Genomic DNA, 14,782 nt, shown 5'->3' with positions numbered 1-14,782 from the left:
TGTGCCCCATTTGGCCCACTCGCCGGACACGGACCGTAGTCGGGGCTATCGCTGCGCGGTCTCGTCCGCCTGACCCTTACCAGGCGCCGGAGGTTAACGGCAAGCTGGCTCCTGGCGAGACTGGTGATTGTCAGCTGCGCTGGCGACTCATGCGGTGTCGTCGTATATGTGAGACCTCAACCGCAAGATCATTCTCAGCGCTAACCGCTGCACCGCTCTTCCCCAACCCCGGGCTCAAGTTCGGCGATGGATCTTGAGAGGGATCGATTGGTCGGTTCTATTCGGCGAGAACGAAGATGAGATCCTCGATCCCATCCTCAGGATCGGGCGTTTTGGCCTCGCGTGCACGGTCTCGTTGGAAGCCGCACTTCTGCAGGACGCGGATCGAACCGGCGTTGTGGGCGGCGACGTAGGCATACAACGGCCGGTCCGGCACCTCGTTTACGAACTGCTTGAGCGCTCGCGTCGCTACGGCTTGCCCCCAGTGCTCGCGCCCGATCCAGTAGCCGACCAGCCGCCGCCCGTCGTCGTCCTGCCAGCTGCTGATGCCGCCCGCGACGACGCCATTGGCCACGATCGTCCGTAGGACCACTGCATCATCGAGACGGATCTTCGCCCAGTGCGCGTCGAACTGCTCCCGGTCGCGCGATACGAAGGCAGCCATCTCGGCTGCCTCCGGATCTGCCTGGTGGCCGAAAAGCACATCGAGATCGCTATCTTCGACGGCCCTGAGGCGCACCCGGTGTGATTCGCCCGGATCTACGGTCACTCTCAGTCCTCCTGCTCGATTCTTGGCACCTGCGGTAAGACCGGACAGATCTCCATGCGCAGCACACTGGCGCAGCCACGCTGACACCGCAAGACCGGGTCGCTGCTGGCTCGGCAAGGCGGGTCAGCGGCAGCCAGGGGTTGAGAAGGATCGGGGCCTTGGTCTTTCGCAGTACAACGATGATCTTTGTCAAGGACTCCCTCCTCACCGGGCTGTTGGGTCTCGCCTGCCTTATCAGCCTGGCGCCCCGGATCACCGAGACGAGCGTCGCCTTCGACGCGGCCGGCCGCACGCTTGACCTGGATCGTCACATCGGAGTCCGCCGCGGACCGGTCCGCGGCGGACTCCGGTGGTCAGCCGGCGGCCAGGCAGAACGGGTGACCGGCCGGGTCCAGCAGGACCCGCCACCGGTCGCCGCCCGGCTGGTGGTCGGGCCTGACCGCGCCGAGTTCCAGCGCCTGCTTCTCCGCGGCGTCAAGGTCCTCGACTCGGAGGTCGAGGTGGAACTGTTGCGGCACGTCCTGACCGGGCCACTGCGGGGCCCGGTATCCGTCGACTCGCTGGAAGCCCAGGTCGCAGCCCGAACCGGCGGTCAGGGCGACGAACTCGTCTGCGTCATAGCTGAGGGCCATGCCTGTCAGCTCTTGGTAAAACCGGGCCAGGGCCCGGGGATCGGCGCAGTCCATAGTCATGCCTCGTACCGTGGCGATCGGCATCGTTCACTCCTTCTCATCCAGGTCCGCGGGGCCACGCCGTGGCCGCGGGTAGTGGTCTATCCGCACTGTCGTGGCCCGGCTCCACTCACTTTTCGGCGCCGGACAGCGCTCGTCCCGGGCCTCGGTCGTGGCGCGCCGTTGCAGCAGCACCCCGGCGGGGACGGCCCCGGCCGGTTCGCGGGCGACGGCGAGCGGGACGCGTGTGGTGGCGCGGAGCACGGTGCACGTCCAGTCACGCCGCCGGAGTCGGGCGCCGGTTGACCAACGCCAGCACGACGGCTGTGGCCGTCAACGCGCTGGCGGCCCCGAACGCACGCGACATTCCGTCGATCGGCGCGGTCGCCGACGTTGCGACGGTGACCAGCACGGCCAGCCCGAGCGCGCCGCCCACCTGCTGCATCGCGTTGAGCAGGCCGGCCGCCGCGCCGGACTCGGCCGGCTCGACCCGGGAAAGGATCGACGTGGTCAGCGGCGCGAAGACGAGTCCCGCGCCAGCGCCGAAGAGCAGCACCGGGCCGAGGATGCCTTCGGCGTACCCGGAGTCCCGCGAGATCTGCCCGAGCCAAACCATGCCGGCGGTGGTCACCACACCGCCCGCGATCGCCAGCCTCGGAACACCAACTCGGGGCAGGAGCCGAACCGCGAGCGCGGATGAGGCGAGGATCAGGATTGTTATCGGCAGGAACGCGAACCCGGTCCGCAGCGCGCCGTAGCCATGCGTCTGTTGCAGGAACTGAGTCAGGAAGAAGAACATGCCGAACATGGCCGCCGGGGAAGAGCAGCACCGTCAGGAACGCGCTGGCGCGCGCCCGGTCGGCGAACAGCCGCAGCGGGACGATCGGCTGCCGGACGCGGACCTCCACGACGAGGAACGCCCCGAGCAGCGCCACCGCGCCGGCGAGGGCGGTCAAGACGACCGGATCGCCCCAGCCGTCGGTGGAGGCTACGGCGATGCCGGTGACGAAGACCCAGCGCTGGCCGAGGATGTCACCGGCCCGCCCGCCCAGAAGCAGCAGGCCGCCAAAGGCCAGCGTGTACGAGTTGACCACCCAGGACAGGCCGCTTGCGGTGAAGCCGAGGTCGGCCTGGATCTTGGGGAGCGCCACGTACACGACGGTGCTGTCCAGCACCACCATCCACTGGCAGGCGGCGATGATCGCCAGGACGGCGCCACGCCGGGATGTGGATGCGCCCGGCGTGGGTGCCGTGCTGATAGGCGCGGTGGCCCTGGTCGACATGGGAGTCCCCTCGTGGCCGGCTAAGCTGAGGTTGCCTCGACAACATATTGAGGCGGCCTCAACTTAGCAAGGGGTTACCGTGAACGCTGCGAACACGCCCTACCGCCCGATGCGTGCCGACGCCCGCCGCAACTACGAACGGCTGCTTGCGGAGGCGGAGGTCGCCTTCCGGGAACGGGGCACGGAGGCGTCGCTGGAGGAGATCGCGCGCCGTGCCGGGGTGTCGATCGGCACCCTGTACGGGCACTTTCCGACCCGGCAGGCGCTGCTCGAAGCGATGCTCCACGAAAGCATCGACCGGCTCGTCGCCACCGCCGAGGAGTTGCTCACGCACCCGTCGCCCGGCGAGGCGCTCACCCGGTGGGCCCGCGCGACCGCAGCACACATGTCCGCCTACCGAGGACTGGCCACCTCGCTACTGAGCAGCCTGAAGGACGAGAATTCCCCGCTGTACCGGGCCTGCCAGCAGATGACCGCCGCTGGCCAGCGGCTGCTCGACCGAGCGCGCGCGGCGGGTCTCGTACGGGCCGAGGCCGGCGCCGACGACATGTTCGCGCTCATCAACGCGGCCGCCTGGGTCCGCGAGCAGGTCTCCGACGAGCAGGGCAACCGCCTGCTGGCGTTCATGCTTGACGGACTGCGCCCGGTGCCCGCCAAGACTCGCCGTCCCGCCGACCCAGGCCCATGAGGTGACGGGGCCGCGGGGCGCCGAAGGGCGAGTGCCGGCTCGCGGGCTCCCACTCGGCTCGCCGCCGCACGTGAGACCTCTCGCCAACGTGTCAGTGCTGATTCTCACCGGGACGTCAGTAGGTCTCTCACAAGGTGTCAGTGGCGGGCGTGACGGCCGTTGCGGTGGCGGTGGTGGATCAATGCTGCGATCCTCAACGGTCTGGTCGCCATAGTGAGGCGGTTGACGGCAAAGCTCAGGTCATCCCGCCCCGCCGCTGACGTCAGCATTTGCACACAGCCGCGGGAGGAGGAAATCTGGCATCGACTTTCAACATGCCGAACCGCCCATTGTCACAATCTTCCTCCGGACGTCGGATGACCATGAATATAGACTTGAGCAGCACGTTAGCCGGGTGCAGATTCACACCCGGCGGTCAAGTACGTACAATTCTATTGACGAGGCCCATTAGCCTCACCGAGCGCGGCACACCGCCGGTCCGGGTCACGGTGTCCTTCTTCGCCGGTCCGTGCTGAACCGGGTCAGGATCGGCCGGCCGGCGCCTCGTACACGAACTCCAGCCCGTCCTCGTCGTCCCACTGCTCGCCGACCTTGCGGAAGCCGTACTGGGAGGCGAGTTGGTAGGAGGCGACGTTGTCCGGGGCGATGCTGACCCGTATGCGGCGTACCCCCGGCTCCCGGGCCGCCCGGGCGAGAAGGATCTCGAGGGCGGCGCGGGCGTAGCCCTGTCGCCGGTGTGCCGGGTCGACGGCGTATCCGATCTCCACCATCCCGTCGGCGTCCGGCGGCGCGTGGAAACCGGCCCGGCCGACCGCCGTCCGCCGGCGCTCGTCCCAGATGATGCCGGTGACCCAGTCCGCGGCCTGCGGGTCCTCCCCGGCCTGCCGACTGCGCATCCGCCACACACTCCGGCACGCGGGGCCGGCGAGATAGTCCGAGACGGGTACGGGGCTGAGCGCGTTCGCCGCCGCGACGTCGCCGTCGGCCAGGGCCTGAAATGCCGGGCCGCTCAGGTGCACGACCCGGACGCGCGCCATGAACTCCTGGGCTCCGCGCAGCCGGGTGCGGAGCACCGACTCGGCCGTGTCGGTGCGCAACCGTACGTCGGCGGGCAGTCGCAGGCCCCGCTCGGCGATCGCGCCGGCGGGGATCAAGGCGGGATCGAGGCCGTCGCGCCGGGCGACGAGTAGGCCGAGGTCGTAGCGGCTGATGACGTCCGGGCCCGCCACGTTGATGATGCCCGGATACCTGTTCGTCGCCAGCTCCAGCAGGGCGTCGGCGAGGTCGTCGACGTGGATCGGCTTGCGGAGCTGATCGGTGAACAACACCCCGTCGGCCCGGCCGGAGGCGAGCTGGTGGGTGAGGACCTCGTGGGCTCCGCCGCCATCGCCCAGGATCGTGGAGGTGCGGACCACGGCGGCCGTCGGGTCGATGGCCCGGATCGCCGTCTCGGCCGCGGCCTTCGCCGCGCCGTACCGGTACACCGGATCCGGTGGCGCCGTCTCGTCGTAGTGGACCTCCCGGCCCGAGAAGATCGCGTCGCTGGAGACGTGCACGAGCCGGATGCCCAGGGCGGCCGCCGCGACCGCGACGTGGGCGGCGCCGTCGGCGATGGCGTGCCAGTCGTCGCGGCCGGCGGCGGTGTGGATCACCGCGTCGGGGCGCAGGCGGTGCAGCAGCTCGCGCACGGCGGCCGGGTCGCGGATGTCCAAACGTTCCCGGGCGATCGCCGACGGCGCGGTGAGGTAGGTGCCGGACACGGACCAGCCCGCGGCTACCGCCCGTTGCACGGTCGTGCGCCCGAGGTGCCCGGTCGCGCCGGTGACCAGCAGTCGATCAGCCATGGCCAGGGACCCTAGCGCAGAGCGTCGGCGGCGGCCGCGCGGACCGCGGCCGTCAGCGCCGACAGCACCGGCGACTCCAGGCGCCAGTACTGCCAGTACAGCGGCACGTCCAGGTGGTGCCCGCCGGCCAGGTCGACGAGCCGTCCGGCGGCGATGTCGGTACGGGCGGAGGCCTCGGGAATCAGCCCCCAGCCGAGTCCGAGCCGGATCGCCGCGGTGAAGCTCGCCGATGCCGGCACGAAATGCGTCGGCGGGTCGATGTCGCGGCGGGTCACCGTACGGGCGAAGCGGTGTTGCAGGGTGTCCTTGCGGTTGAAGCGGATCATCGGCGCGGCCGCGAACGCCGCCGAGAGCTCGCGGCCGGCGAACCATGCCGTGTGGCACTCGGGGGCGGCGACGGCGAGGTATCGCATCGCGCCGAGCCGGTGCACGCGGCAGCCCTGCACCGCGACCCTGTCGGTGGTGACGGCGGCCATCACGGTGCCGTCGCGCAGCAGCTCGGCCGTGTGCCCTTCGTCGTCGGTGCGCAGGTCGAAGTCCACGTCGGGCAGCGCGGTCAGGGCCGGCAGGAACCAGCCGTCCAGGGAGTCCGCGTTGACGACGACGGCCACGCGGGTGCGGGCGCTGCCGCTCAGGGCGCCGCGCGCGGCATCGAGGGCCTCGGCCTCCAGCAGGGCCAGTTGCCCGCCGAGGCGCACCAGCGGCCGACCGGCGCCGGTCGGCACGCACGGCCGCGCCCGGCGTACGAGCACCTGCCCGACGACCTGCTCCAACGCCTTGATCCGCTGGCTGACCGCGGACGGGGTGACGTGCAGCATCCGCGCCGCGGCGTCGAAGCTGCCGTGCTCGATGACGGCCTGGAACGTGGCGAGCTGCACGGGGTCGAGCGTCATAAGCGATTTTAACCGTACTGAAGAATCTTTAGCTGGAGTGACAGCGGGCCGCCGCCCTAGCCTGGCGGTCATGGGTTCCGTCCTGGCCGGCTTCGGCTTCTCTCTCGCGCTGATCGTCGCCATCGGGGCGCAGAACGCCTTCGTGCTGCGCCAGGGGCTGCGTCGCGAACACGTCCTGCCCGTCGTGGCGGTCTGCGCCTGCGCCGACGCCGTCCTGATGACCGCCGGTATCGCCGGCCTGGGTGCGGTCCTGACGGACGCCCCCACCGTGCTGAGCGCCGTACGGTGGGGTGGTGCCGCCTTCCTGATCGGGTACGCGGCGCTGGCGGCCCGCCGGGCCTGGCGACCCGCCGCCCTCTCCCCGCTCGACCGTCCCCCGGCCACGCTGCGCGCGACGCTGCTGGCCTGCCTGGCCTTCACCTTCCTCAACCCGCACGTCTACCTCGACACGGTGGTGCTGCTCGGCACGGTCGCGCACCACGACCCGCACCCGTGGCCGTTCGGCGCCGGTGCGGCGGCGGCGAGCCTGCTGTGGTTCGCGGCACTGGGCATCGGCGCCCGCCGGCTGGCGCCGCTGCTCGCCCGCCCGGCGGCCTGGCGGGTCGTGGACGGAGCGATCGCCGTGATCATGACGGCTCTCGGGGTGTCACTGGCCGTCGGATGAGAGCGGCCAGGCGGCCGGGGCCGCACCGTACGCCGCGGGCAGACGCGGCCAGCTCAGCGCCCGCCCGTCGAGCATTCCGGGCGGGCTGACGCCGCTCCACCCGCCGCCCAGGTCCACCCGGTAGGCGTCCGGATCCACCTCGCCGGCCGTGGCGGCGACGGTGTCGTGACCGAGCAGCCACCGGGCCGTCCGCTCCAGCGACACGGACACGTGCGTGGCTGCGCCGCCACGGCACCGGCGGGTCAGGGCATCCAGCACACCCGCCGCGAGGAAGTAGCCGGTGGCGTGGTCGAGGAGCTGGCACGGCAGGGCGCCCGGCCGGTCCCCGTCCACGCTGGTCATCGCGCCGATGCCGGTGGCGATCTGCACCAGGCTGTCGAAGCCGCGGCGGGTGCCCCACGCGCCCGCCGTACCCCAGGCGCTCAGGGTGGCCACGATCGTGCCGGGGAAGCGGTCGGCGATCCGGCCGGGCGCCAGCCCGAGCCGGTCCAGCGCGCCGGGACGGCCCGCGGTGACGACCACGTCGGCCTGCGCCACGAGCCGGTCGAGAACCTCTCGGCCCGCGCCCGTACGCCCGTCCACCGTGGTGCTCGCCTTGCCGACGACGCCCTCGACCTGCAGCGAGTCCAGCTCGGGCCGGGCCGGGTCGTCGACGCGCAGCACGTCGGCGCCGAGCGCCGCGAGCATCCGGGTCGCGACGGGCCCGGCGATGACCCGGGTCAGATCGAGGACCTTCACCCCGGAGGCGGGCAGCTCGCCGGGCGCCGGTAGGACTCCCGCAGGCCCCAGCGCGACCGCATTCACCAGTGGTGTATCGTCCGGCGGGTTCTCCGCCCGCCACTGCCCGGCGGTGCGGGCCGCGACGGCGAGCCCGCCCGCCGCGTACACGCGTTGCTCGATTCCGGTAGCAGGCAGCGCGGCGATCGTCTCTCCCACCGCGGCCGCGACGACGTCGTCGGGCCCATCGGCCACCCCGAGGGCGGCGAGCAGGGCGGATCGGTGCCAGGGATAGTTCGCATGGGTACGCACCCAGCCGTCGGCGGCCCGCCACAACCGCGACAGCGGCGCGAATCCGGGTACGCCCCGACCGGCCGGATCCCGGAGCAGCACCTCGCTGCGCACCGCCGCGGCGACGTGCGCCGGGTCCAGGGTGATCTCGGGCCGCCGGCCGGTGCGCGCGAACGCCAGCTCGGCCGCGGCCGTCAGACAGGCCGACACGGAGGCGACCGCGCACTCGGCGACGGGCAGCGCACTCATGCGGCGAACACCCGGCTTGCCTCGGCCAGCACGGGCTCCGAGGCCAGGCCCTGCCAGGTGGTGAAGACCGAGCGGAAGTACGGGCCGTGCTTCTGCGCCACCGACGCGTCATGCTCCGCGACGTCGAGCTCGTTGACGATGCTCAGGTCGGCGAAGCCCGTGGCCAGGTCGTCGGGCAGCGGCGCGGCGACGCCGGTCCAGCGGTTCCACACCTGGCGGTTCTCCGGCAGGACCTTCCACGTACGGGACCGGTCGCATGCGCCGTACAGGTACACGAGCGCCTCGGCACGCTCGCCGACGAGGTGCCGCAGCGGGGCCCGGTCGCCGGGGTCCAGCAGCGTCAGGTCGAACCCGTCGGTGCCGTAGACGGCATGGGCAAGACCGGCGAGGCAGACGTCCGGGCCGTGCCCGAACCCGGCCAGCCGATCGTGGACACGGCCAAGATGGGCATACAACGTCCCACCAGGATGGTCGATCGTCTCGGTGCCGCGCTCCCGCAGCCAGAACTTCACATCGCCGGTCGTCACGGCTTCATGCTTAGCAAGCGATCATCCCGGAGCGGTATCACCAACCTCACTGAGGTGTCCGTCGACACGACCGGACGGGCCACGAAGCTGATGTCTCGTTCCGGTGTGCGGTCGGTAGGGTGGATGCGGTGCGTGGCACTTCGACGGCAAACACCGCAGCGAGGGATCGTGTCCGACCGCGACGACGTGCAGCCCGGCCAGCAGGAGCAGGCGCTGGCCGAGCTCGAAGGCGCGCTCGCCCAGCGGGAGCGGGAGGTGGACGCTCGGACGCGGGCGGCCGACCGGCGTGACCGGGTAGCTGATGACCGGGATCGCCTGTCGGACGAGCGGGAGCGCGCCGCCGACGAACGTGAACGCATCGCCGACCGCCGTCAGGATGTCGCTGATGCGCGCGAGGACAGGCTGAGCGAGTGGCAGGGGCGCCTCGACGAACGGGCCCGGTGTCTGCAGCACGTCGCGGACCATCACATCGACAACAGCATGGAGTCTCTCGAGCTGGCTCGAGCGGCACTGCAGCGTTCACGGCAGCGGCTGGAACGCGCCGACGCCGCCCTGGTCAGCAGTACGCGCCGGACGAACCGCGAGCAGGCCGAGATTGATCGGGAGGTCGCGTGTAGCGAACGCGAGGAGCACGGCCGTGCGCCGCAATGACCGTTGGTGGAGGGTGTGCCGGTCGCGGCGGCGGTGAGGTGTCTGTCGGATGTGGGCCAGGGGGTGGAGGTGCCGGTGAGGCGGTCGACGATGGCGGCTTCGGCGGCCTGCCCGGTCCCCACCTAGGCGACGAAGAGGGCGCGGCGGCGACGGGCGGTCAGCACGCCCACCGCACCGGCGCCGAGCAGCAGCAGGCCGGTTCCACCGATCAACCCGGCCACGGGGCCGGTGACCGCCAGGCTGTCACGGCCACCGACGATGCGGACCTTGCTGGTGCCGGTGATCGGCGTCAGTCCCTTGGCGGAGAACGTGATGGTCACCGTACCGGTGTCGCCGATCTCGGCGGTCTTGGCGGCTTTCACCATCACGGGCAGGTAATGCTCGATCGTCGTTCCCTCGAACGAGAGCACCCGCGGATCGGAGCAGACGACCCGGGTCCGTGACGGTGTGACGCATTCGCCGCCGCCGTCTCTGCTCGGGGTGAGCTGAACCCCGGCGACCCCGCTCAGGTCATAGGCGACCTTCACCTGCGTCAGCTTCGTCGGGCCCGTGGACCAGACGTTCGGTCCCAGCGGATCGATGGCGGTGCCGCCCGCCGGCACCTTGATGTCCGGGAAGGCGACCGAGATCGGGTCGCCTCGGTGGATTCCCCCGGCCTGGGCCGGGCCCACCACGGTGGCGAGGAGAACGCCGGCCACCGCCAGCACGCCCGTGAGGTGTCGCGCGTACGGATGCCGCATTGCCGGTGTCTCCCTGCCGACGGTGGATCAGGCCTATGCAGCGTAACCAGTGCCCGGAGAAGTCGCGTGATGTGACACGCGTCGGGAATGAGTGGACCGCCGAGATGATCTACGCGGTCCTGGATCGGGAGTGGCGCGGCTGAAGCCGGGCCGTCAGCTCCGCCACGCCGGGGCCGGTGAGCTGCGGCAGGGCGGCCAGCCGTCCTGCGGAGACCAGCAGGATCGCCGCGATCGGCCCGCGGACCTGCGGACCGTCGCCGCCTGACCAGGTGGTGTCGGTGGCGGTCACCCGGAACGCCTTCACCACGGTGGTGGCGGGGCTGGGCAGCGGCCAGCGCATCGACCACGCCCGACTGGCGGCGGTGGCGGCCGCTTCGACCGGCAGCTCGAGCCGGCGTCCGAGCGGGATCGCGATGTCCTGGCTGTGGACCAGGGCGTCGATCAGCGCCTCCAGGTGGGTGACGCCGATGTTGCGCCGCGGCGAACCGACCATGCCCCGGATCCGGGCGGTGATCTCCATCGTGGTCAGCGCGGCGGCCTGCCGGCGGGCGGCGTGGTCGATCATCCGGTCCATGCCGCCGGGAGCCCGGAGCATCATGCCGAGCGCCTCGCCGAGCCGTATCTGCTGCAGGGTCAGGTGGGCGGCGACGTCGCGCACGGTCCAGCCGGCGCACAGCGACGGGTGCTGCCACTCCGCTTGGCGTTTTACCTCCGGCTCCGACCCGGTGCCACCGGAGGCGGGTTCGTCGCGTTACTAGCGTTGACTACATTGGGTGACGCGCGGTGCCCCGAGCGCGGCTGGAGCGGGTACCGGGCGCGCGTTGTCTGCGGCCAGAAGACTCGCCCGGTGGGGCACGCCGTTGCCGACCAGGCCGCCGAGCAGATTCGACTGTGGGTCCGGCATGGCGTGCCGGACCGGACTTGACGTGCATCAGACGCCTTGCCCTTCTGAGGCCTAGGAAACTACATCGGCTGCTGGGTAGCTGCGCGTTGTCCAACTGTTCCGGGCCGACCTCGCACCGCACTATCGTCGACAGAAGTGGATACTGTTCGAGCGGACCCTCGCGGCGGGGCGGCCGTAACACACCGTACGTACTGCTGGTCGACAGTGACACTTCAGCATGGGTGGTGCCGGGCTCGAAGGCCCGGTGTCACCGAAGCGGCGCCCCCGTTGAGGGCGGGCGGAGGTTTAGGAACCCCGGCGCGACGAGGGCCTGAGCAGCGCGTGTACGTAAACCTCGGTTGTCCCGGTCATCGGCGCCGGCCGGTTTCTGAAGCCAGCAGCGAGCTCCTCGCTACGACGCGGGTTCATCCTGGTCACCGGCCAAGGCGCATCCGCGCACCGCCCGTAGTAGGTGGAACATCAAGCCGCGCCAGAGGTTGAATCACAAGCTCAGGGGATGAGCACCTCGTCGAGCCAAAGGCGCCGCGCGAACGCACCACGCTCGGCGGGCTTGCTGGCGGCCGCCTCATCCACTTCGGCCTCGGTGAAGCCGAGTGCGGCCGTCAGAGCGGCGAGCACTTCGTGGATGTCGGCGAGTTCGCCAAGTCGCGCGGCCGGCTCGGCGGAGGCGACTTCCTCCGCCTCCTCGTGCAGTTTCGCGATCAGCGCGGGAAGTAGCTCTTGGGCGCCCAGCACCCGGACCTTTGGAGTCTGACCACCGGCGGAGATGATCTCCGGAATACGATCACGCACGAGCTTGCCGCTGTCGCAACCGTGCCGATCACCGCAAGATCATCCTTAGCGCTACTGGCCGTTCCGTTGTTCCCCAACGGCCGCTGCCCGACGCGGCGGGACCACGCCCAGGTCCGTCTCGCCCACACCGATCCCGGCGATCTCAGCGATCCGCTCGATCGCGCCGGCCAGCGCCATGCCCGAGATCCGGGTCGGGCCGCGCCGCAGGCGCTCCAGCTCCGAGATCCGCTTGCCTCATGGCGGATGTCGATGTGGCTGGTCGGCGGAGTTGGACCCGGCACAACGAGCCGATCATCGATACGTTCCGCCTGCTTACTGCCGTTGCAGTACTAGCCGACTGTGGCCCATCCGGCGTGGTGTCTCAGCCGATCAGGCGTACCGGTCGTTCGCACGGCTGAGAAGCCTTGGCGTCGCGGTGGAGAGCATCACTCCTGCGGATGCTCATGTTCCGGTCGCGCCCGCCGTTACTCCGGTCGCACCCGGACGGCAACCCGCCGGGAACCGACGACATGGAGTGGACTTGACTCACGAACCCCGACGGCCGATGCGCATGGCGCTGCGTGTGCTGCCCGCTGTCCTACTCACGGCTGCTGCACCCGTGCTGCCTCTGGGCACGAGTGCGGCGCTGGCCGCGACCGACCTGCCGGATGCGCCGTACTCGCTGGACGCCACCGTGAGCCCGGCGCCGTTGACCGGCTGTGCCACGGATGTGCGGTGCAAGCTCGTGTTCGCCCCGACCGGCGCCGACGACTGGAGCAAACTTCAGGGCGAGCTGACCGCCGCCGGCAGCCGGGCCCAGGCCCCGGTGCTGGACGCGAACGGCACCGTGGTCACCCCGGCCGTGCCGGCGACGGTGCTGCTCCGCGCCGGCACCTACTCGGTCACCAAGCCGCTGAAGGTACCGGTGAACGTCAACCTGCGCGGCGCGGGCATCAAGACGACCGCCATCAAGATTGACGACGCCGCGCCGTGGATCAACTTCAACTACTCGTTCCTCATCAAGCCAACCGTCGACCCGGACAGTGAGAAGGATCTTGCGCCGGGCAGTGTCAACACGGTCTCCGACCTGACCCTCAACGGCCGGTGCATCAAGGGCAAGGGCGCCTACACCGACGGCGCCAGCCAGGAGCCGACCATCTGGACCGACGCGCAGTCGAAGACCGGATGTGAGAGCGACTTCGCCACGGAGAACAACGCCGGCGGCGGCATCAAGGCGGGCAACCGCTGGACCGTCCAGCAGGTCCGCTTCACCAACTTCAACTACTTCAAGCTGTGGGTCAGCAAGACCCGCGACGTCCACATCATCGACAACCGGTGGGACAACTGGGGCGGCGCCGGCAGCGGCGACGAGGACAACATCGGCGGCGGCGGCGAGAACACCGGCACCGTGATCGAGCACAACCAGTGGGACCAGACGATCCGGGGCAACAGCTTCGACTTCACCCACGCCAAGAACGTCACCTTCAACTGGAACAAGGTCGTCGCGAACCGGTACTACGCCAAGCTGCGCGACGTGGAGGGCTACGGCTCCGTCTACTTCGAGTCCGTGGTCGGCGGCACCGTCATCGGCAACAAGCTGAAGGGCGCCAACATCGTCCTCAAGTCGAACGCGAACTACGAGCACACCGGCGAGAACTTCCACGTCACCAACAGCCGCGACTTCGTGGTCAGGTGGAACGAGATCCGCGACACCTACAACACCGGCATCTCGCTCGTCTACGACGACTACCCGCAGGACAGCCTCAACCCGCACAAGCGTTACCCGGGTGGCAACAACACGATCACGGAAAACGGGATCATGAACACCGCCAAGAGCGCGATCCTGATCACCGGCGTGAAGAACTCCGACAAGGACGCCCCGGACACCATCACCGGCAACAGTATCTTCAATGTGGGCATGGACGGCACCACCGAGTACGTCGGCTACGACCCCGTCGGCATCGCCATCGGCATCGGCGACGGCGACAAGGTGTACGGCAACAGCATCAGGGATAACCAGGCCCAGCACACCACCTGGTACGGCCTGCAGATCGGGTCGAGCAGCAACAACGACATCTCCGTCACCAACATCCACCTCACTGACGCCTACGGCAACGGGAACACAACCCCCTTCCAGCATGAGATCATCGGCGGCCTGATTAAGTACGGTGCCCTCGCGGCCCTTCCGCCGACCAACCTGACCAGCTCGGTGACCACCACCTTCGTTGCGGGGGCGGCGGGCTGGTCTAACGGCGTGGTCACCTGGTCGGAGTCGGTGCCGCAGAACCCGGCGCTCGGCTACCGCCCGATCGCGGGCTACCGGGTCTACCGCGGCGCTTCTCTGGCGGCAGACCTTCCGGTCGGTAGCTCCGTCGTCCCGGGCAACCTGCTCACCGCCGAACAGGCCGACTTCGAGTCCGGCGTCACCGGGTACACCGTCTACGGCGGTACCGCCGCGGCCAAGACCGGTGACGCCGCCATCGGCAACGGCTCGCTGCTGGTCACCACCGGCGCCACCAACCGCACCGTCACGCTCAACGGCCAGGCGGTCCCGGTCACGGCCGGCACCACCTACACCTCGGTGGCCTCGTTCAAGGCGGTCACCAGCGGCGGCCGCGTGGTCCGCGCCGGCATGTCCTGGCGCGACGCCAACAACAAGTCACTCGGCCAGCCGGCGACCCAGAACAAGTTCACCATCGCCTCGACCGGCAACTGGATCACCTCTTCGCACACCGAAAAGGCCCCGGCCGGCGCAGTGACCGCCCTGCCGTTCCTCGTGATCGACAACTCGATCGCCGGCGAGCAGCACCTCATCGACCGCGTCGGCCTCGTCGCCGGCACCAACACCGAGGGCTGGACCGACAGCGGGCGGACTTACCGCTACCACGTGGTGGCCTACCGGGCCGGCGACCTTCAGAACTCCACGCCGGCCACGGTCATCGGCTGACCGGCGAACACCCGCACCATCGAACGGCCCCGATCAGCACCGCTGATCGGGGCCGTGCCGTCAGGTCGCGCGTCGGTGACTGGCTACCCGCGGTCCCTGACGGCCATGATCCGCGGGACAGAACCCTCCCGCCCTGTCGACCGTCCGGCAGCTCAATGAGGGCGACCACCTGC

At 70.2% G+C, this 14,782-nt stretch carries 12 protein-coding genes and 2 pseudogenes; 4 read left to right on the top strand and 10 right to left on the bottom strand.

The genetic code is table 11. The annotated features are described in order from the left end of the window. Positions 1–277 precede the first annotated feature (277 nt). From EDD30_RS01375 to EDD30_RS39695, 3 genes and pseudogenes are all read right to left on the bottom strand, one after another. Positions 278–769, bottom strand: coding sequence for a GNAT family N-acetyltransferase (locus EDD30_RS01375; protein ID WP_244945062.1), 492 nt, complete (start codon positions 767–769; stop codon positions 278–280). 353 nt (positions 770–1,122) lie between these two features. Next, on the bottom strand, positions 1,123–1,461 hold the full coding sequence (locus EDD30_RS01370) for a VOC family protein (protein WP_244945061.1): 339 nt from the start codon (positions 1,459–1,461) through the stop codon (positions 1,123–1,125). A 256-nt stretch (positions 1,462–1,717) separates the two neighbouring features. Further along, positions 1,718–2,254 (bottom strand): annotated as a pseudogene (locus EDD30_RS39695) (MFS transporter); the annotation flags it as partial. Positions 2,255–2,802: 548 nt separating this feature from the next. Between EDD30_RS39695 and EDD30_RS01360 the strand changes: the two are divergent. Further along, positions 2,803–3,411, top strand: a complete 609-nt coding sequence (locus EDD30_RS01360) for a TetR/AcrR family transcriptional regulator (protein WP_211278001.1) — start codon at positions 2,803–2,805, stop codon at positions 3,409–3,411. Between the two features lie 521 nt (positions 3,412–3,932). On the opposite strand, the gene EDD30_RS41885 is transcribed toward EDD30_RS01360, so the two are convergent. Further along, positions 3,933–5,255, bottom strand: a complete 1,323-nt coding sequence (locus EDD30_RS41885) for a GNAT family N-acetyltransferase (RefSeq protein WP_084556996.1) — start codon at positions 5,253–5,255, stop codon at positions 3,933–3,935. Between the two features lie 11 nt (positions 5,256–5,266). Further along, positions 5,267–6,148 carry a LysR family transcriptional regulator ArgP gene (locus tag EDD30_RS01350; protein ID WP_071808085.1) on the bottom strand — a complete coding sequence of 294 codons (882 nt, stop codon included), beginning with the start codon at positions 6,146–6,148 and terminating at the stop codon, positions 5,267–5,269. 70 nt (positions 6,149–6,218) lie between these two features. Between EDD30_RS01350 and EDD30_RS01345 the strand changes: the two genes are divergently transcribed. Further along, on the top strand, positions 6,219–6,812 hold the full coding sequence (locus EDD30_RS01345) for a LysE/ArgO family amino acid transporter (RefSeq protein ID WP_071808086.1): 594 nt from the start codon (positions 6,219–6,221) through the stop codon (positions 6,810–6,812). Here EDD30_RS01345 and EDD30_RS01340 read toward each other — a convergent pair. Both EDD30_RS01340 and EDD30_RS01335 read right to left on the bottom strand, forming a co-directional pair. Then, positions 6,795–8,069, bottom strand: a complete 1,275-nt coding sequence (locus EDD30_RS01340) for a CoA transferase (protein ID WP_123678008.1) — start codon at positions 8,067–8,069, stop codon at positions 6,795–6,797. The genes EDD30_RS01345 and EDD30_RS01340 overlap by 18 nt on opposite strands. Beyond that, on the bottom strand, positions 8,066–8,596 hold the full coding sequence (locus EDD30_RS01335; protein ID WP_071807961.1) for a DUF6817 domain-containing protein: 531 nt from the start codon (positions 8,594–8,596) through the stop codon (positions 8,066–8,068). Before EDD30_RS01335 ends, EDD30_RS01340 begins: the two co-directional genes overlap by 4 nt. A gap of 168 nt (positions 8,597–8,764) precedes the next feature. Here EDD30_RS01335 and EDD30_RS01330 point away from each other — a divergent pair, with 168 nt between their 5' ends. Beyond that, positions 8,765–9,247 carry a hypothetical protein gene (locus tag EDD30_RS01330; protein ID WP_071807962.1) on the top strand — a complete coding sequence of 161 codons (483 nt, stop codon included), beginning with the start codon at positions 8,765–8,767 and terminating at the stop codon, positions 9,245–9,247. A 122-nt stretch (positions 9,248–9,369) separates the two neighbouring features. On the opposite strand, the gene EDD30_RS01325 is transcribed toward EDD30_RS01330, so the two are convergent. The 3 genes and pseudogenes from EDD30_RS01325 to EDD30_RS01315 all read right to left on the bottom strand — a co-directional run bounded on the left by EDD30_RS01325 (position 9,370) and on the right by EDD30_RS01315 (position 11,626). Further along, positions 9,370–9,987 carry a hypothetical protein gene (locus tag EDD30_RS01325; RefSeq protein WP_071807963.1) on the bottom strand — a complete coding sequence of 206 codons (618 nt, stop codon included), beginning with the start codon at positions 9,985–9,987 and terminating at the stop codon, positions 9,370–9,372. 109 nt (positions 9,988–10,096) lie between these two features. Further along, positions 10,097–10,675 (bottom strand): annotated as a pseudogene (locus EDD30_RS01320) (maleylpyruvate isomerase family mycothiol-dependent enzyme); the annotation flags it as partial. Positions 10,676–11,380: 705 nt separating this feature from the next. Beyond that, positions 11,381–11,626: a nucleoside triphosphate pyrophosphohydrolase family protein gene (locus tag EDD30_RS01315; protein ID WP_211353784.1), complete on the bottom strand. Its 246-nt coding sequence runs from the start codon at positions 11,624–11,626 to the stop codon at positions 11,381–11,383. 577 nt (positions 11,627–12,203) lie between these two features. On the opposite strand from EDD30_RS01315, the gene EDD30_RS01310 reads away from it, so the two are divergent. Further along, positions 12,204–14,609: a carbohydrate binding domain-containing protein gene (locus EDD30_RS01310; RefSeq protein ID WP_143162789.1), complete on the top strand. Its 2,406-nt coding sequence runs from the start codon at positions 12,204–12,206 to the stop codon at positions 14,607–14,609. Positions 14,610–14,782 lie beyond the last annotated feature (173 nt).

Origin of the sequence: Couchioplanes caeruleus (genome assembly GCF_003751945.1) — a bacterium.
Taxonomy (GTDB): Bacteria; Actinomycetota; Actinomycetes; order Mycobacteriales; family Micromonosporaceae; genus Actinoplanes; species Actinoplanes caeruleus.
The sequence above is the reverse complement of the archived record's forward strand: the minus strand, read 5'-3'. Positions and strand labels throughout refer to the sequence as shown.